Origin of the sequence: Pseudomonas sp. PICF141 (assembly GCF_002286815.1) — a bacterium.
Lineage (GTDB): Bacteria > Pseudomonadota > Gammaproteobacteria > Pseudomonadales > Pseudomonadaceae > Aquipseudomonas.
Map to the genome: position 1 here is coordinate 62,572 of NZ_MUNM01000020.1, position 18,317 is coordinate 80,888.

General features: G+C 59.1%; 14 protein-coding genes. 9 read left to right on the forward strand and 5 right to left on the reverse strand.

Annotation, left to right across the window (positions count from 1 at the left end; translation table 11 throughout):
• The first annotated feature begins 71 nt into the window (after positions 1–71).
• The 9 genes from BZL43_RS02555 to BZL43_RS02595 all read left to right on the forward strand — a co-directional run bounded on the left by BZL43_RS02555 (position 72) and on the right by BZL43_RS02595 (position 10,369).
• Positions 72–1,754: an NAD(P)/FAD-dependent oxidoreductase gene (locus BZL43_RS02555; protein WP_095630846.1), complete on the forward strand. Its 1,683-nt coding sequence runs from the start codon at positions 72–74 to the stop codon at positions 1,752–1,754.
• A 12-nt stretch (positions 1,755–1,766) separates the two neighbouring features.
• Positions 1,767–2,561, forward strand: coding sequence for a carbon-nitrogen hydrolase family protein (locus BZL43_RS02560; protein WP_095630847.1), 795 nt, complete (start codon positions 1,767–1,769; stop codon positions 2,559–2,561).
• 38 nt (positions 2,562–2,599) lie between these two features.
• Positions 2,600–5,038, forward strand: coding sequence for a pyrroloquinoline quinone biosynthesis protein PqqF (gene pqqF / locus BZL43_RS02565; protein WP_095630848.1), 2,439 nt, complete (start codon positions 2,600–2,602; stop codon positions 5,036–5,038).
• Positions 5,039–5,194: 156 nt separating this feature from the next.
• Positions 5,195–5,269 carry a pyrroloquinoline quinone precursor peptide PqqA gene (gene pqqA, locus BZL43_RS02570; RefSeq protein ID WP_009045898.1) on the forward strand — a complete coding sequence of 25 codons (75 nt, stop codon included), beginning with the start codon at positions 5,195–5,197 and terminating at the stop codon, positions 5,267–5,269.
• Between the two features lie 83 nt (positions 5,270–5,352).
• Positions 5,353–6,264, forward strand: a complete 912-nt coding sequence (gene pqqB / locus BZL43_RS02575; RefSeq protein ID WP_095630849.1) for a pyrroloquinoline quinone biosynthesis protein PqqB — start codon at positions 5,353–5,355, stop codon at positions 6,262–6,264.
• A 129-nt stretch (positions 6,265–6,393) separates the two neighbouring features.
• A complete protein-coding gene (pqqC, locus tag BZL43_RS02580; protein WP_095630850.1) occupies positions 6,394–7,146 on the forward strand; it encodes a pyrroloquinoline-quinone synthase PqqC in 753 nt (250 codons plus the stop codon).
• Positions 7,143–7,418: a pyrroloquinoline quinone biosynthesis peptide chaperone PqqD gene (gene pqqD, locus BZL43_RS02585; protein ID WP_095630851.1), complete on the forward strand. Its 276-nt coding sequence runs from the start codon at positions 7,143–7,145 to the stop codon at positions 7,416–7,418. The genes pqqC and pqqD overlap by 4 nt, the downstream gene beginning before the upstream one ends.
• On the forward strand, positions 7,411–8,565 hold the full coding sequence (pqqE, locus tag BZL43_RS02590) for a pyrroloquinoline quinone biosynthesis protein PqqE (RefSeq protein ID WP_168185055.1): 1,155 nt from the start codon (positions 7,411–7,413) through the stop codon (positions 8,563–8,565). The genes pqqD and pqqE overlap by 8 nt, the downstream gene beginning before the upstream one ends.
• Complete coding sequence (locus tag BZL43_RS02595) at positions 8,531–10,369, forward strand: S9 family peptidase (RefSeq protein WP_095630853.1); 1,839 nt, start codon at positions 8,531–8,533, stop codon at positions 10,367–10,369. Before pqqE ends, BZL43_RS02595 begins: the two co-directional genes overlap by 35 nt.
• An 88-nt stretch (positions 10,370–10,457) precedes the next feature.
• Here BZL43_RS02595 and BZL43_RS02600 read toward each other — a convergent pair whose 3' ends face one another.
• The 5 genes from BZL43_RS02600 to BZL43_RS02620 all read right to left on the reverse strand — a co-directional run bounded on the left by BZL43_RS02600 (position 10,458) and on the right by BZL43_RS02620 (position 18,257).
• Positions 10,458–10,616, reverse strand: coding sequence for a YqaE/Pmp3 family membrane protein (locus tag BZL43_RS02600; RefSeq protein WP_007904205.1), 159 nt, complete (start codon positions 10,614–10,616; stop codon positions 10,458–10,460).
• 382 nt (positions 10,617–10,998) lie between these two features.
• On the reverse strand, positions 10,999–12,777 hold the full coding sequence (locus tag BZL43_RS02605; RefSeq protein WP_095630854.1) for an acyl-CoA dehydrogenase C-terminal domain-containing protein: 1,779 nt from the start codon (positions 12,775–12,777) through the stop codon (positions 10,999–11,001).
• A 267-nt stretch (positions 12,778–13,044) separates the two neighbouring features.
• Positions 13,045–14,841: an acyl-CoA dehydrogenase C-terminal domain-containing protein gene (locus tag BZL43_RS02610; RefSeq protein WP_095630855.1), complete on the reverse strand. Its 1,797-nt coding sequence runs from the start codon at positions 14,839–14,841 to the stop codon at positions 13,045–13,047.
• A gap of 90 nt (positions 14,842–14,931) precedes the next feature.
• The gene (locus BZL43_RS02615) at positions 14,932–16,221 is read right to left on the reverse strand and encodes a GGDEF domain-containing protein (protein WP_095630856.1); all 1,290 of its coding nucleotides are present in this window, start codon (positions 16,219–16,221) and stop codon (positions 14,932–14,934) included.
• A 230-nt stretch (positions 16,222–16,451) separates the two neighbouring features.
• Positions 16,452–18,257, reverse strand: a complete 1,806-nt coding sequence (locus BZL43_RS02620) for a phenylacyl-CoA dehydrogenase (RefSeq protein ID WP_095630857.1) — start codon at positions 18,255–18,257, stop codon at positions 16,452–16,454.
• Positions 18,258–18,317: the final 60 nt, after the last annotated feature.

Genomic DNA, 18,317 nt, shown 5'->3' on the forward strand with positions numbered 1-18,317 from the left:
CTCTTTAGAATGGCTGCCATCTTTTCCTATACTCAGACGCGCAGTCAGCGTCAGCGCCAGCAAGGTCAGCCATGAACAAGAACAATCGCCATCCTGCAGACGGTAAAAAACCGGTCACGGTTTTCGGCCCGGACTTTCCTTTCGCTTTCGATAACTGGATCGAGCACCCGGCCGGGCTGGGCAGCATTCCTGCCCACAACCACGGCGCCGAAGTGGCGATTGTCGGTGCAGGCATTGCAGGCCTGGTGGCCGCCTACGAATTGATGAAGCTGGGCCTCAAACCCGTCGTCTACGAAGCCTCGAAGATGGGCGGCCGTCTGCGTTCCCAGGCGTTCAACGGTGCTGAAGGCATCATCGCCGAACTCGGCGGTATGCGTTTCCCGGTATCGTCGACCGCGTTTTATCACTATGTCGACAAGCTCGGCCTTCAAACCAAACCCTTCCCGAACCCGCTGACGCCTGCGTCGGGCAGCACGGTAATCGATCTGGAAGGCAAAACTCATTACGCACAGAAACTGGCGGATCTTCCTGCACTGTTCCAGGAAGTCGCTGACGCCTGGGCGGATGCCCTGGAAGCCGGCTCGCAGTTCTCTGATATCCAGCAAGCGATCCGTGACCGCGATGTGCCACGCCTCAAGGAGCTGTGGAACACCTTGGTGCCGTTGTGGGATGACCGCACCTTCTACGATTTCGTTGCCACCTCCGAAGCCTTCGCCAAGCTCTCGTTCCATCACCGCGAAGTATTCGGTCAGGTCGGTTTTGGTACGGGCGGTTGGGACTCGGACTTCCCTAACTCGATGCTGGAAATCTTCCGGGTGGTGATGACCAACTGCGACGATCATCAGCACTTGGTCGTCGGCGGTGTGGAACAAGTGCCGCTGGGTATCTGGCGCCATGTGCCGGAGCGTTGCGTGCATTGGCCTGAAGGCACCAGCCTCAGCTCATTGCACAGCGGCGCGCCACGTTCCGGCGTGAAGAAAATCGCCCATGCGCCGAACGGGCGTTTTAAGGTCACCGATAACTACGGCGACACACGCGAATACGCGGCCGTACTGACCACCTGCCAGAGCTGGCTGCTGACCACCCAGATCGAATGCGACGAAAGCCTGTTCTCGCAAAAGATGTGGATGGCCCTGGACCGCACCCGCTACATGCAATCGTCGAAGACATTCGTGATGGTCGATCGCCCATTCTGGAAGGACAAGGACCCGGAAACCGGTCGCGACCTGATGAGCATGACCCTCACCGATCGCTTGACCCGCGGCACCTATCTGTTCGACAACGGCGACGATAAGCCAGGGGTGATTTGCCTGTCGTACTCGTGGATGAGCGACGCCCTGAAAATGCTCCCGCACCCGGTGGAAAAACGCGTGAAGCTGGCGCTGGATGCGTTGAAGAAGATTTACCCGAAAGTTGATATCGCCGCGCGGATCATCGGCGATCCGATCACCGTGTCGTGGGAAGCCGACCCGCATTTCCTCGGCGCCTTCAAAGGCGCCCTGCCCGGTCATTACCGCTACAATCAGCGCATGTACGCGCACTTCATGCAGGACGACATGCCGCCCGAGCAACGGGGGATTTTCATCGCCGGCGATGACGTTTCGTGGACGCCGGCCTGGGTTGAAGGCGCGGTGCAGACGTCACTCAACGCGGTGTGGGGGATCATGAAACACTTCGGTGGTGAAACTCACGCCGAAAACCCGGGTCCAGGAGATGTGTTCAACGAGATCGGTCCGATCGCCCTGCCTGAGTAAGAGGAATCCGAAATGCGCGTAGCCCTTTACCAATGTCCACCGCTGCCCCTGGATGTCGCAGGTAATCTGCAACGCCTGCATCAACTGGCGCTGGAGGCCAAGGGCGCAGACTTGCTGGTGCTGCCGGAGATGTTCCTGACCGGCTACAACATTGGCATCGATGCGGTCAGGGTGCTGGCGGAAGTGCACAACGGTGAATCGGCGCAGCAAATCGCGCGCATTGCCAAAACGACGGGGATCGCCATCTTGTATGGCTACCCGGAGCGTACCGAAGACGGGAAGATATACAACGCCGTGCAGTTGATCGACGCCAATGGCGAGCGGCTGTGCAACTACCGCAAGACTCATTTGTTCGGCGACCTCGACCACTCGATGTTCAGCCCCGGGCCGGATGAGTTTCCGCTGGTTGAACTCAATGGCTGGACGCTTGGCTTTTTGATCTGCTACGACCTGGAGTTCCCGGAGAACGCCCGGCGCCTGGCGTTGGCCGGCGCCGAGCTGATTCTGGTGCCGACGGCGAACATGATTCCCTACGATTTCATTGCCGACGTCACCGTCCGCGCACGGGCCTTCGAAAACCAGTGTTATGTGGCTTATGCCAACTACTGCGGGCAAGAAGGCGATATCCAGTATTGCGGCCAGAGCAGCATCGCCGCGCCAGATGGCAGCCGCATCGCCCAGGCCGGACTTGATGAAGCGCTGATTGTCGGCGAACTGGATCGTCAGCTGATGATCGATTCCCGCGCCGCCAATCGTTACTTCCACGATCGCCGTCCCCAGCTATACGGCGAGCTGAACAAGCACTAATCCGCTAGCATGAGCGCTTCCCTGTTCTGGAAGTGCTCATGCCTGCGCTGAATCATCCTCGCCTCCACACTGAAACCCTCGCCAACGGCCTGCGGGTGACGCTGCGCCACGCTCCCGATTTGAAGCGTTGCGCCGCAGCGTTGCGGGTCGCCGCTGGCAGTCACGACCTGCCACTGGCCTGGCCGGGGCTGGCGCACTTTCTTGAGCATTTGCTGTTCCTGGGCACTGAGCGCTTTCCCGCAGGGCAAGGGCTGATGGCCTACGTGCAAGGTCATGGCGGGCAGGTAAATGCGCGAACCAGTGAACGTACGACGGACTTTTTTTTCGAGCTGCCACCTCAGGCGTTCAGGGGTGGGCTGGAGCGTCTGTCAGACATGCTCGCTCATCCGCGTATGCATCCGGACGATCAGCGGCGGGAACGGGAAGTGTTGCACGCCGAATTTGTCGCCTGGTCACGGGATGCGACGGCCCAACGACAGTTCGCGCTGTACGATGGACTCTCGGCGGCTCATCCGTTGCGGGCGTTTCATGCGGGAAACCGTTACAGCCTGCCGGTGCCGCAACCGGAATTTCAGCAAGCGTTGAGGGGCTTTTATCAGCAGTTTTACCGGACCGGGCAAATGACGCTGAGCCTGGTCGGGCCACAGCATCTCGATGAGTTGAAGGAGATGGCGCAGGCGTTTGCCGTTGCTATTACCCCGGGCGAAAAAGTCCCTCAGACAAAACCCGCCGTGTTGATGGATGCTTCAGACAATAGTTATCAACAGGCTGGAGAGCGTCGGCTGGACCTGCTGTTCGCCTTCGAAGCACTGCCCGATTCATCGCCCCAAGCGCTGGGGTTTCTGTGTCATTGGCTGAATGCGGAAAAATCCGGCGGCCTGGTGGCACAGTTGCGAGAGCAAGGGCTGGCGGACACCCTTAAAGCCACGCCGCTCTATCAGTATGCTGGCCAAGCTGTGCTGCATGTCGAATTCACGCGATCCGCCCGCGCCACGCAACCGGACAACGTGATCCGCGAACGGCTTCTGGATTGGCTGGGCTTTTTTGCCTCCTGTCAGGATTGGGTTGAGCTGCGCGAAGAGTATGCAGCCCTGCTGCAGCGCCAACAGCAAGTCAGTAGCGCCTTGCAACTGGCCCAACGAGACAGCGAACAGCTTGAGCTCGGACTGTCCGTACAGGGCGTTGTCGCCCTCAAGGCCATCCTCAAACAAATCGGCGCTGTGGATAACGTTACCGGCCAGTGGCAACTGCCGACTCCTAACCCGTTTCTGCGCGCCGAAACACCAGCCCCGAATGCCGGATTGATTCGCGGCCAGACCAGCGCCCACCGCGGCCTGCGAACGTTTGCCCAGGATCGCTCACGCAGTCGCCGAGAACGATCGCCGATGCAGTTCAGTCTGGCGTTGCCGGATAACACGGATCAAGGTGCGGTGTATCTGCGCTGGCGCCTGGAGTTCATCCCTCACAGCCGCCTTCAGTCGAATCTGGAAAACAATCTGCGCAGGCTGCGCGAAGATGCGCGTCAGGCCGGTGTCGACTTTTCCTTCAGTGCTTCGGGCAACGAATGGCTATTGAAAATGACGGGGCTGCAGGAACCGATGCCGACAGTCCTCGAACATGCGCTGAAAGAACTGACAAAACCTGATGCCGATTTCTCACAGGAAGCGCCAGCGGCCGTTGCATTGATGCCGATTCGACAGCTTCTCAAAGCATTGCCCGATCTATGCCATGAGCACAGCGTAGTCTCGGATGACCTGCAGCAACTCTGGTCGAGCGCACGCTGGGATGGCCTGGCGGTCGGCCTGTCTGCCCAGACACAAGCGGCGATGGGGCTTGCGTTGAGTCGTATCCCCGGCATTGCGGACAATCAACTGACATCGCCTGCCTCGATTCGCTCGCAGCATCTGTGGAACGCCGTCGATACCGGCTCCAGTGAACACGCGCTGTTACTTTTTTGTCCGACAGCAACCCAAGACATCGCCGATGAAGCCGCCTGGCGTGTGCTCGCACACGTATGCCAGACGCCGTTCTACCAGCGCCTGCGGGTGGAGCTGCAACTTGGGTATGCCGTGTTCAGCGGACTACGCCAGATAAACGGTCAGACCGGGCTGCTGTTCGGCGTGCAATCACCGAGCGTCGCGCCTCTGGATTTACTGGAACACATCGAACAGTTCCTCGGCGAATTGGAAGGGATGATCGAATGCATCGATGAACCGACCTTCATCGCTCAGCGTCAAGCCCTGGTCAATCAATTCGACAGCATCGCCCTGCCCAGCGACCAGGCCGCCGAGCTGCTCTGGCAAGGCAAACTGGCTGGCCATTCATCTGATTACCTGCAGCGTCTGCCTCAGGCGATTCTGATGATCGATCGTGAAGCCTTGCTGGCGGCGGCCCAACGACTGAATCGGGCCGAAGGCGGGTGGCGCTGCCTGGCAAACGGACCTTGTTCCGGGGCGCCTTGGCAAGTGGCAAAATGATCATTACCGGCGCTGCAATTAGCTTTATCAAAGATTCGTGGCCAATCGCTCTGTAATTTTGAGTAACATAGCCACCTAACTATCTGAACATCTCCGGCTGGAGGTGGACTATATGTATAGGTCTCAACTGTCCCATCCACCTGAAGGAGCGTTTCTATGTCCTGGTCCAAACCTGCTTACACCGACCTGCGTATCGGCTTCGAAGTCACCATGTACTTCGCAAGCCGCTAAGTTCTGCCGTCTGGTAGAGATGCAGTGCTACGCCTCGGCTCGCCGGGGCGTTTTTATTTTCAGCTTTCAATGATGGAGCGGCCATGTTTGTCCAGATTCTAGGTTCCGCCGCCGGCGGCGGTTTCCCCCAGTGGAACTGCAACTGCGTGAACTGCGCAGGTTTTCGCGACGGCAGCCTGCGGGCCGAGGCGCGTACCCAGTCGTCCATCGCGATTTCCGATGACGGCGTGAACTGGGTGCTGTGCAATGCTTCACCGGACATCCGCGCCCAGCTCCAGAGTTTCGCGCCAATGCAGCCGGGCCGCGCGCTGCGTGACACCGGCATCAGCGCAATCATCCTGATGGACAGCCAGATCGACCACACCACCGGCCTGCTCAGCCTGCGCGAAGGTTGCCCGCATCAGGTCTGGTGCACCGACATGGTCCACGAAGACCTGAGCACCGGTTTCCCTCTGTTCACCATGCTGACGCACTGGAATGGCGGGTTGAACTGGAACCGCATCGAACTCGATCAGAGCTTCACCGTTCCGGCCTGCCCGAACCTGCGCTTTACTCCCCTGCCCTTGCGCAGCGCCGCGCCACCTTACTCGCCGCACCGCTTCGACCCGCATCCGGGCGACAACATCGGCCTGATCGTGGAAGACCTGAGCACCGGCGGCAAACTGTTCTATGCACCGGGCCTGGGCAAGGTCGATGCAGCGCTGCTGAAGATCATGGCCAGCAGCGATTGCCTGTTGGTGGATGGCACGATGTGGGACGACGACGAAATGCAGCGCCGTGGCGTCGGCACCCGCACGGGCCGGGAAATGGGTCACTTGGCGCAGAACGGCCCTGGCGGCATGCTCGAAGTGCTGGAACAGTTGCCCAAACAGCGCAAAGTACTTATCCATATCAACAACACCAACCCGATTCTCGATGAGGATTCCCCAGAGCGTGCGGAGCTGGTTCGGCGCGAGGTTGAAGTGGCGTATGACGGCATGAGTATTGTGCTGTAGCGGATGGCCTCTTCGCGGGCAAGCCTCGCTCATACAGGTTCGGCGCTATCCCCAGTAGGAGCGAGGCTTGTCCGCGAAGACGTCAGACCAGACACCAAAGAATCCACCGGTTGTACCCGGAGAACCGCAATGACTGACACCGCAATGTCCCTCGCCGAATTCGAAGCGGCCCTGCGCGCCAAGGGCGCCTATTACCATATCCATCACCCGTATCACGTGGCGATGTATGAAGGACGGGCGACCCGCGAGCAGATCCAGGGCTGGGTCGCCAACCGTTTCTATTACCAGGTGAATATTCCACTCAAGGATGCCGCGATTCTGGCCAACTGTCCGGACCGCGAGATTCGTCGTGAGTGGATTCAGCGTTTGCTGGACCATGACGGCGCCCCCGGCGAAGAAGGCGGCATCGAAGCCTGGCTGCGCCTTGGCCAAGCGGTCGGCCTCGACCCGGATCAACTACGCTCTCAGGAACTGGTGCTGCCCGGCGTGCGTTTCGCCGTGGATGCCTACGTCAACTTCGCCCGCCGGGCCCGTTGGCAAGAAGCCGCCAGCAGCTCCTTGACCGAGCTGTTCGCCCCGCAGATCCACCAATCGCGCCTCGACAGTTGGCCGCAGCATTACCCGTGGATCGACCCGGCCGGCTACGAATATTTCCGCACGCGCCTGGGCCAGGCGCGCCGGGATGTGGAGCACGGTCTGGCGATCACTTTGCAGCATTACACGACGCGGGAAGGCCAAGAGCGCATGCTGGAAATTCTCCAGTTCAAACTGGACATTCTTTGGAGCATGCTCGACGCCATGAGCATGGCTTATGAACTGAATCGCCCGCCGTACCACAGCGTGACCGAACAGCGGGTCTGGCATAAAGGAATCATCGTATGAGTTTCGATCGCAGCAAAACCCCGACCTGGCGCCCAGGCTATCGTTTTCAGTTCGAACCGGCACAGAAAGGCCATGTGCTGCTCTATCCGGAAGGCATGATCAAACTCAACGACAGTGCTGCGTTGATTGGCGGTTTGATTGATGGTCAGCGGGATGTCGCGGCGATCATCGCCGAATTGAAAACGCAATTCCCCGACGTGCCCGAGCTCGGTGACGACATCGAGCAATTCATGGAGGTCGCCCGTGCTCAGCACTGGATCGAACTTGCCTGACGGTACGTCAGACACGTTACCGCCCAAGCCTGAAATCGGCCTGCCCCTCTGGTTACTGGCCGAGCTGACCTATCGTTGCCCGCTGCAATGTCCGTATTGCTCCAATCCATTGGATTTCGCCGAGCAGGGCAAAGAGTTGTCCACCGAGCAGTGGATCAAAGTCTTTCGCGAAGCCCGGGAGATGGGTGCCGCGCAGCTGGGCTTTTCCGGCGGGGAGCCGCTGGTGCGCCAGGACCTTGCCGAGCTGATCCTTGAAGCGCGCAAGCTGGGTTTCTACACCAACCTGATCACCTCGGGCATTGGCCTCACCGAGCAAAAAATCAGCGATTTCAAAAAGGCCGGGCTCGATCATATCCAGATCAGTTTTCAAGCCAGCGACGAGCAGGTGAACAACCTCTTGGCCGGTTCAAAAAAGGCCTTCGCGCAAAAGCTCGAAATGGCCCGCGCGGTAAAGGCTCATGGCTACCCGATGGTGCTGAACTTCGTCACTCATCGGCACAACATCGACAAGATCGACCGGATCATCGAGCTGTGCATTGCCCTTGAAGCGGACTTCGTCGAGCTTGCGACATGCCAGTTCTACGGTTGGGCCCAGCTCAATCGGGTCGGCCTGTTGCCGACCAAAGAACAATTGGTTCGCGCCGAACGCATCACCAACGAATACCGCGCCAAACTGGAAGCCGAAGGGCATCCGTGCAAGCTGATTTTCGTGACGCCGGACTATTACGAAGAACGCCCGAAAGCCTGCATGAACGGTTGGGGCAGTATTTTTCTGACCGTCACGCCGGACGGAACCGCACTGCCTTGTCATGGTGCCCGACAGTTGCCAGTGCAGTTTCCCAACGTGCGTGACCACAGCATGCAGCACATCTGGTACGACTCGTTCGGCTTCAACCGCTTTCGCGGTTACGACTGGATGCCCGAGCCGTGCCGCTCCTGCGACGAGAAAGAAAAGGATTTTGGCGGCTGCCGCTGCCAGGCATTCATGCTCACGGGTGACGCGAGCAACGCCGACCCGGTGTGCAGCAAGTCGGCACATCACGGCGTGATCCTCAAGGCCCGCGAAGAAGCCGAACACGCCACCCAGACCATCGAACAACTGGCCTTTCGCAATGAACGAAACTCACGCCTCATCGCCAAAAGCTGAACCCTTGAGCGCCGCCAAGGCTGTTGCGGCGGGCATCGACTTCGCCGAGTTGCAGGTCGGGCAACATGGCCTGTTCTGGAACGAATACCGCCCCGAGGACGCCGCCTGCCGGATATGGCAGTGGCGCGACGGCCAGGCTCGTTGCCTGACGCCGCCCACCTTCAGTGCGCGCAGCCGGGTGTACGAATATGGCGGCGGCGCGTTTTGCCTGACTGATGACGGGCTGGTTTTTGTCAATGAGGCCGATCAGCAGCTGTATCGCCAATCACTGACCGGTGAGGCGCCTGAGGTGCTGACTTCAAGTGAATGCCGCTACGGCGATTTGCATTTCGCCAACGGGCAGGTGCTGGCGGTGGAAGAAAACCGCGATCGACATCGCCTGGTGGCTATCGATCTGGCTGACGGCCAGCGTCATCTACTGGCCGAAGGCGCCGATTTCTACGCAGCTCCGACCCTGAGTCCTGACGGTCAGCGTCTGGCCTGGATTGAGTGGAACCGTCCGGATCAGCCCTGGACCGCCACCCGCCTGATGGTTGCCGAACGCCAGAGCGATCAAACCTTTGCGTCACCGCGCTGTGTGGCTGGCGACAATGCCCAGGAGTCGTTGCAGCAACCACGATTCGATGCCAGTGGCCGTCTGTTTTGTCTGACCGATCGCGGCGGTTTCTGGCAGCCGTGGGTGGAGTCCGGCAACGGCTTGAGCCCACTCCCAAGCGCTGCCGCCGACCATGGTCCAGCGCCTTGGCAACTGGGTGGTTGCACCTGGCTCCCGCTGGACGAAGACACTTGTCTGGCGAGTTGGACTGAAGAAGGTTTCGGTCGGCTGGGGCTTTGTCATGGCGATGGTTCCCATGACGACTTCACTGGCGACTACAGCCGTTTCCGCCATCTCGCACAGGATGAGCGGTTCATCTACTGCATCGCCGCTTCGCCGGTCAGTTCGTCTGCGGTGATTGCTATCGACCGTAAAACCCGGCAGGTCAAGATTCTGGCTGGCGGTGTTGCGCCATTGCCTGCCGAGCAGATCAGCCGCCCGCAGCCCCTGCGCTATCCCAGCGGTTCGGGCGAGGCCCACGGTTTCTTCTACCCGGCGATGAACGGTGACACGGACACGAAACCGCCGTTGGTCGTGTTCATTCACGGCGGCCCGACTTCAGCCTGCTACCCGATGTTCGACCCGCGGATCCAGTACTGGACACAACGCGGTTTCGCCGTGGCCGATCTCAACTATCGGGGTAGCAGCGGTTATGGCCGCGCTTATCGCCAGGCGTTGCATTTGAGCTGGGGCGATGTGGATGTGCAAGATGCCTGTTCGGTGGTGGGCTACCTCGCCGACCGGGGGCTGATCGACGGCGACAAGGCGTTTATCCGTGGAGGCAGCGCCGGTGGCTACACCACGTTATGCGCACTGGCCTTTCACAAGGTCTTTCGGGCGGGTGCCAGCCTGTATGGCGTCAGCGATCCCGTTGCGCTAGGCCGCGCCACCCACAAGTTCGAAGGCGACTATCTGGATTGGTTGATCGGCGACCCGGTGCAGGACGCTGAACGCTATGCCGCGCGCACGCCATTGCTGCACGCGAACAACATCAGCGTTCCGGTGATTTTCTTTCAGGGTGAACTGGACGCCGTGGTAGTGCCACAACAGACCCGTGACATGGTCAAGGCTTTGCAGGACAACGGCATTCTGGTCGAAGCGCATTACTACGCCGACGAGCGCCATGGCTTTCGCAAGGCCGGTAACCAGGCCCATGCGCTGGAACAGGAGTGGTTGTTTTATCGGCGGGTGATGGACTTGGCGGGCTGAATCGCATCGCGCCCTTCGCGGGCAAGCCTCGCTCTTGCACAACGAGCGAGGCTTGCCCGCGAAGGCTATTTACCTGACGCAGCAAAACTCAGCGCTTGGCGATGATGTACACCGCATGCACGATGCCCGGAATGTAACCGCACAACGTCAGCAGAATGTTCAGCCAGAACGCCCCAGCAAAACCGACTTGCAGAAACACACCCAAGGGCGGCAACAGAATGGCGATGATGATGCGAATAAAATCCATGGGGTAGCTCCTGATTGATGTTGGCTCTATGGGCCATACAGTTTATCGACACTGGGGTGTTCTTCAGGGTTCAGCCTGGAATCGGATTACAGCTTTGGTTGCGGACTTTGCTGGAGAAAATAGAAGTCCGGCGATAGTGGGACGGGTTGAGCTGAATACTTTTTTGCGGACAAAAGAAAACCCCGCCGAAGCGGGGCTTTGCAGACTGTTTCCCTGACATCCATTTCACTCCGCCGTCCTGGCAGAATCCTACGTGTCCGTGTTGTTGCTTTGCGCTTCCTGCGCGACGTCCATGTGAAGTAGATTAGCCCTGGATCCAATCCTCGCCTATGGGAAAACAGCAGCACGTTATGTAAGAGAATGCTTACATACCGTTACAGGATCAGAATTGTCCTGCATCCAGCAGGAACAGCGATTCGCTGCCCGCCTTTACCGATGCGCTCAACGAATGAATACGCGGCAGCAGACGGGCGAAATAGAACCGTGCCGTACCGAGTTTGCTCGCGTAGAAGTCGTCCTGCGCTTCTTTACCGAAGGCTGCCTTGGCCATCAACGCCCACATGTAGGCATAGGCCATGTAGCCGAATGCTTGCAGGTACTCAACCGACGCCGCACCGATCTCGTTCGGGTTGTTTTTCGCCCGATCCAGCAACCACGCGGTCAGTTCGTCGAGGGTGTCCACCGCATTGTTCAGCGGCTGGGTGAATTCCGCCAAGTCAGCATTGGCTGTCGCGATGAAATGACGAATCTCGTCAGCGAACAGTTTGTAAAACGCCCCGCCGCTGCCGACAATTTTGCGTCCCACAAGGTCCAGCGCCTGAATACCGTTGGTGCCTTCATAGATTTGCGTAATGCGAACATCGCGCACCAGTTGTTCCTGGCCCCACTCACGGATGTAGCCGTGACCGCCAAACACCTGCTGGCCGTGAACCGTGGTTTCCAGACCCAGGTCGGTCAGGAAAGCCTTGGCCACCGGGGTCAGCAAGGCAACCAGGTCTTCTGCGCGCTTGCGGGTGGTGGCGTCTTCGCTGAATTTGGCGGTGTCCAGTTGCATCGCCACGTAAGTGGAGAAGGCACGGCCGCCTTCGTTCGAGGCTTTCATGGTCAGCAGCATGCGACGCACATCCGGGTGGACGATGATCGGGTCAGCGACCTTGTCTTTGTTTTGCGCGCCGGTGGGCGAGCGGCTTTGCAGACGGTCGCGAGCATATTCGATAGCGTTCTGATACGAGCGCTCGCCAGTGGCCAGGCCCTGGATGCCGACGCCCAGACGCTCGTAGTTCATCATGGTGAACATCGCCGCCAGGCCTTTGTTCGGCTCACCGACCAGGTAACCCACGGCTTCGTCGAAGTTCATCACGCAGGTCGCGGACGCCTGGATGCCCATCTTGTGTTCGATCGAACCACAATTTGCCGGGTTGCGTGCACCCAGGCTGCCGTCGGCATTGACCATGAACTTGGGCACCAGGAACAGCGAAATGCCTTTCGGCCCCGCCGGTGCATCCGGCAGTTTGGCCAGTACCAGGTGAATGATGTTCTCGGTCAGGTCGTGTTCACCGCCGGTGATGAAGATTTTGGTGCCGCTGACTTTGTAGGAACCGTCGGCCTGAGGCTCGGCCTTGGTGCGGATGATCCCCAGGTCAGTACCGGCATGCGGCTCGGTCAGGCACATGGAGCCGGACCAGACACCGGCATACATGTTTGGCAGGTACGCCGCTTTCAGCTCTTCACTGGCGTGAGCGTTGATCGACAAGCAGGCACCGGCGGTCAGCATCGGGTACAGACCGAAGGACAGGCTCGCGGAGTTTACCATTTCTTCGACCTGCGCCGAAACCGCTTTGGGCATGCCCATGCCGCCATAGGCCGGATCGCCACCGACACCGACCCAACCGCCTTCAGCGTAAGTCTGATAAGCCTGCGGGAAACCGGCCGGGGTGGTGACGGCACCGTCCGCCCAGTGGCAACCTTCTTCGTCAGCGGCACGGCTCAGGGGCGCGATGCTTTTGCTGGTGACCTTGCCGGCTTCTTCGAGAATGGCTTCGACCGTTTCCGCATCGACGGTCTCGGCCAGCGCAGGCAGTTCGGCCCAGAGTTTGGCGACCTCGAAAACTTCATTGAGGACGAAGCGCATATCGCGCAGGGGCGCTTTGTAGTCAGCCATGGCAAACCTCGCAAGATCTAAACAGGTGGTTCGTAGAATGTGATTTCGTTGTGTCCGAGTGTACCTCAACAACTTTTACGACACATAGGGTCAGCCCATGACCGTTTTGTTATTTTTAGTCACCGGCATTTCATCTGAGATAGTTTTCGCCTGCCAGAGCGCATTCGCGGGCAAGCCTCGCTCCTACAGGTCATGTCGCACGCATTTCACAGGGACGACATAGAACCGTAGGAGCGAGGCTTGCCCGCGAAGCTTTTCGGGTAACCGTTAGAGCGCAAACAACTCCGCCGGCAGCTTCATCAGGCAATCGCTGCCCGCCTCGATGGCCGCCCGATGTGCGGTGGTACGTGGCAGCAAACGCTTGAAGTAAAACTCGCTGGTCGCCAGTTTGCCTTTGCAGTAATCGGCATCGCCGCCGCTCGCATCCAACTGCGCCTGAGCCACCAACGCCATGCGTAGCCACAGGTAGCCGAGGATGATGTAGCCGCTGTACATCAGGTAATCCCCCGAGGCAGCGCCGACTTCGTCCGGATTTTTCATCGCCGCCATGCCGACCTTGGTGGTCAATTCGCCCCACTGCTGGTTCAGACCATTGAGCTGCGCCACATAGGTGCCGAGTTGCGGATGCTCAGCGTTTGCCGCGCAGAATTTATGGACAATTCTGGTGAAGCCGCGCAGCAGTTTTCCCTGACTGCCAAGGACTTTGCGCCCAAGCAAGTCCAGCGCCTGGATGCCGTTGGTGCCTTCGTAGATCGGCGCGATCCGGCAGTCGCGAACCAGCTGCTCCATGCCCCACTCACGAATGAAACCGTGGCCGCCAAACACCTGCATGCCGAGGTTGGTCACCTCCAGCCCGGTGTCGGTCATGAAGGCCTTGCAGATCGGCGTCAGGAATGCCAACAGGTCTTCGGCCTCCTGACGCGCCGTTTCATCCGGGCTCAGATGAGCGACGTCCAGCAACTGCGCGGTGAAATAAGTCAGCGCCCGGTTGCCTTCATTGAAGGCCTTCATGGTCAGTAACATCCTGCGTACATCGGGATGTACGATGATCGGATCGGCGACTTTTTCCGGGGCTTTCGGGCCGGTCAGCGAGCGCATTTGCAGGCGATCGTTGGCGTATTTGATCGCGCCCTGGAAACTTGCCTCACCCAGACACAGACCTTGCATACCAGTGCCCAGGCGCGCGTGGTTCATCATGGTGAACATGCAGTTCAGGCCCTTGTTCGGCTCACCGATCAAGAAACCCTTTGCCTCGTCGAAATTCAGCACACAGGTGGCCGAGGCCTTGATGCCCATTTTGTGTTCGATCGAGCCGCAGGAAACACCATTGCGCTCACCCGCCTCGCCCTCGGCATTGGGTAGATATTTAGGAACGATAAACAGCGAAATGCCCTTGGTACCGGCAGGCGCGTCCGGCAATTTGGCCAGCACTAGGTGAATGATGTTGTCACTCATGTCGTGCTCTCCGGCGGAGATGAATATCTTGCTGCCGGAAATCGCGTAACTACCGTCAGCCTGAGGCACGGCGCGGGTCTTGATGATGCCCAGATCGGTGCCGCAATGGGCTTCGGTCAGGCACATGGTGCCGGTCCATTGGCCGGCAGTGAGTTTGCTCAGATAGGTGTGTTTCTGTTCTTCGGTGCCATGGGCATGGATCGCCGACATCGCACCGTGAGTCAGGCCGGGGTACATGCCCCAGGAGGTATTGCTGGAACCGACCATTTCACTGATGACCAAACCCAGAGAACTGGGTAAACCCTGGCCGCCGTAAGCCGGATCCGCCGCCAGACCGTGCCAGCCGCCTTCCACGTACTGCGCGAAAGCCTGCTTGAAACCTGTAGGCGTTGTGACCACACCGTTGTCGAAATGGCAGCCTTCCTCGTCGCCGCTTCGGTTCAGCGGTGCGAGAACGTTCTCACAGAATTTCGCGCCTTCTTCAAGGATCGCATTGATCATGTCCGGGCTGGCATCGGTGGCGCCCAGCGCGGCGTAGTTGCTGTGAAAATCGAAGACGTGGTCGATCAGAAAGCGCATATCGCGCAGGGGAGCTTTGTACGCGGGCATGGTCATTTCTCCGGCAGCAGGTTGCTCAAACCTACTGGCGCGCACCACGCCTCACAATCACAGTCCAGACGCTGAATGCGCCATCATCACTCAACCCGCAGCGGCGTCCATGCGCACCGCGCCACGGCGGTTCTGACCGAAAGCCATCACACAGTTTCGCCCCGCGCCTTTGGCGCTGTAGAGCGCCTGGTCAGCGGATTTGAGCACTTCTTCCGGCGTGCGCTGCTCCAACCGTTCGGCGACCCCGATGCTGACGGTGACCGATACACTCGAGGCGCCTGAACCCGCACGACGCTGGCGTCCCTGCTGGTCATCCTGGGGGCGACTGTCCTGATTGCGCAGCTGGATATTGTAGGTGGCGATGGAGTCGCGGATGACTTCCAGATGCGGCATGCACTCTTCGAGGGTTTTACCTGCGAACACCAGAGCAAATTCTTCACCGCCGTAGCGATAGGCCCTACCGCCTCCGCCGATTTTCGACAGCTTGCTGGCGACCAGTCGCAGCACCTGATCGCCGACATCGTGGCCGTGGGTGTCGTTGAATTTCTTGAAGTGATCGACGTCGCTCATGGCCAGCACATAAGTGCGTCCCAGCCGTTGCATGCGCTCATTTAGGGCACGACGACCCGGCAGACCGGTGAGTTCGTCGCGGAACGCCATTTGATAGGCTTCATGGGCAACTGCAGCGGCAATCATCAACATCACCTGGCTGCACATGATGTTCAGGGTAAATGGCAGGATGAAGGTTTTCGGCAACATCCAGAACAATCCCGACAGCCCCACCAACTGCGCGGCATGCAAGGGTCTTGGGTTGCGCCAGTATTGCCAGGCCAGTAACAGGAACGAGGCGATGAATACCGGATAGGACAATTGAATCAGGCTCATCCAGGCACCATGCAGGGCTGGCCAGCGGATCTCCGAGAGCCATATCAACAGCGCCTGTGGGTAACTCTGTTCCAGCCCCAGCGCCACGCTGCCGAACGCCAGCAATACGGCGAAACGCGCCACCATATCTTGAAACAGATGGGTGCGCTCCTGCCAGGCGGCGAACAAGCCGAAGAGTAATGGCAGCAACAGACAACACAGATGGAAGACCACGGCGGCATCTTCACGGACTTTAGCGTTGTCGCGGTAATAGTCGGTCTGGGTGTCGAGCAGGAAGTAGGCAATGTACACCGTGACCATCAGAAACAGTTCACGCTGACGTCGGTAAACCGCGCAATACGCCCCGCCGAGCAGCAGCACCAGCGTCGGCAGCACGTTGAACAGCGAGGTGAAGAAGACGTTGAGATCCTTGACGTAGGCAGCCGCCAGCCCCGCCAGTAACAACAGCAGCGATGGCAAAAAGTGACTGAAACGTACAGCGGAAGAACGCGGCAAGGGTAAAGCTCCGACCCGTCAAACAAAGATGGCGTTGTGCCTGCAACTTGAGCAGCTAAGCACAGGCAATGTGACGTATGTCACATCGCCATCCTCTTTAACGGCAGCAACGGCGTTCTTCTTAGCGTTTTAGTCAGGAATTTTTACAGGCGCAGCCCGTTTGCGTCAGGTACAAAAAAACCGCTGCTCCCCGAGGAAAGCAGCGGCTTTGTGAAGAGACTGCGTAGGGCTTAGTAACCCAGTGCGAAATCTTCTTCTTTCATGTCCATCAGGTTGTTGGCGCCCGACAGCATGGTTGCAACGTGAGTGCGGGTACGCGGCAGAATGCGCTGGAAGTAGAACCGCGCAGTCTGCAACTTGGCGGTGTAGAACGCCTCTTCGGTGGTGCCGGCAGCCAGTTTTTCGGCAGCCAGACGCGCCATGTCAGCCCAGAAGTAGGCGAGGCAGGCGTAACCGGAATACATCAGGTAATCCACCGATGCCGCGCCGACTTCTTCGCGGTCTTTCATGGCGGCCATACCGACCTTCATGGTCAGCTCGCCCCATTCTTTGTTCAGCGCAGCCAATGGTTCGACAAACTCTTTGACCGCGTCGTTGCCTTCGTTGGTCTGGCAGAACTTGTGGACGATCTTGGTGAAGCCTTTGAGCGCTTCGCCTTGAGTCATCAGCACTTTACGGCCCAGCAGGTCGAGTGCCTGGATACCGGTGGTGCCTTCGTACAGCATCGAAATGCGGCTGTCGCGAACGTTCTGTTCCATGCCCCACTCGGCGATGAAGCCGTGGCCGCCGTAGATTTGTACGCCGTGGTTAGCGGATTCGAAACCGACTTCGGTCATGAAGGCCTTGGCGATCGGAGTCATGAAGGCCAGCAGTGCGTCGGCTTTCTTCTTCTCTTCTTCATCTACACCGTACTTGACGATGTCGACTTGCTTGGCGGTGAAGTAAACCATCGCACGGTTGCCTTCGGCGAACGCCTTCATGGTCAACAGCATGCGACGTACGTCAGGGTGAACGATGATCGGGTCAGCGGCTTTGTCCGGTGCTTTCGGGCCAGTCAGGGAGCGCATTTGCAGACGATCGCGAGCGTATTTCAGGCCGCCCTGGAAACCGATCTCGGCGTGCGCCAGACCTTGCAGCGCGGTACCCAGACGTGCGGTGTTCATAAAGGTGAACATGCAGTTCAGGCCTTTGTTCGCCGGGCCGATCAGGTAACCGGTGGCCGCGTCGAAGTTCATCACGCAAGTGGCGTTGCCGTGGATGCCCATCTTGTGTTCCAGGGAACCGCAGGTCACAGCGTTGCGTGCGCCGATCGAGCCGTCTGCGTTTGGCAGGAACTTCGGAACGATGAACAGGGAAATGCCTTTGGTGCCGGCCGGTGCATCCGGCAGACGTGCCAGAACGATGTGAACGATGTTGTCGGCCATATCGTGTTCGCCGGCCGAGATGAAGATCTTGGTGCCGGACACTTTGTAGGAACCGTCGGCCTGAGGCTCGGCCTTGGTGCGCAACATGCCCAGGTCAGTACCGCAGTGCGGTTCGGTCAGGCACATGGTGCCGGTCCATTCGCCGGAGACCAGTTTGGTCAGGTAAGCCTCTTGCTGCTCAGGCGTACCGTGTTCTGAAATGGTGTTCATCGCGCCATGGGACAGGCCTGGGTACATGCCCCACGACCAGTTGGCTTCGCCAACCATTTCGCTGACGGCCAGACCCAGAGACTCTGGCAGGCCTTGACCGCCATGCTCGACGTCGTGAGCCAGGCTTGGCCAGCCACCTTCGACGAACTGCTTGTAGGCTTCTTTGAAACCGGTCGGGGTTTTAACGCCGGACTCGCTCCACGTGCAGCCTTCGGTGTCACCCACGCGGTTCAGCGGAGCCAGTACCTGCTCACAAAACTTGGCGCCTTCTTCGAGAATGGCGTCAACCATGTCCGGAGTTGCGTCTGCACAAGCCGGAAGGCTCTGATAGTGCGCTTCGTAGCCGAGCAGTTCGTCACGAACGAAGCGAATATCACGCAAGGGGGCCTTGTAGTCAGGCATAGCGATAAACCTCTGCTGATGTAACCGGGAATGAACGACCGTGTTGATTTGTTGTGACGG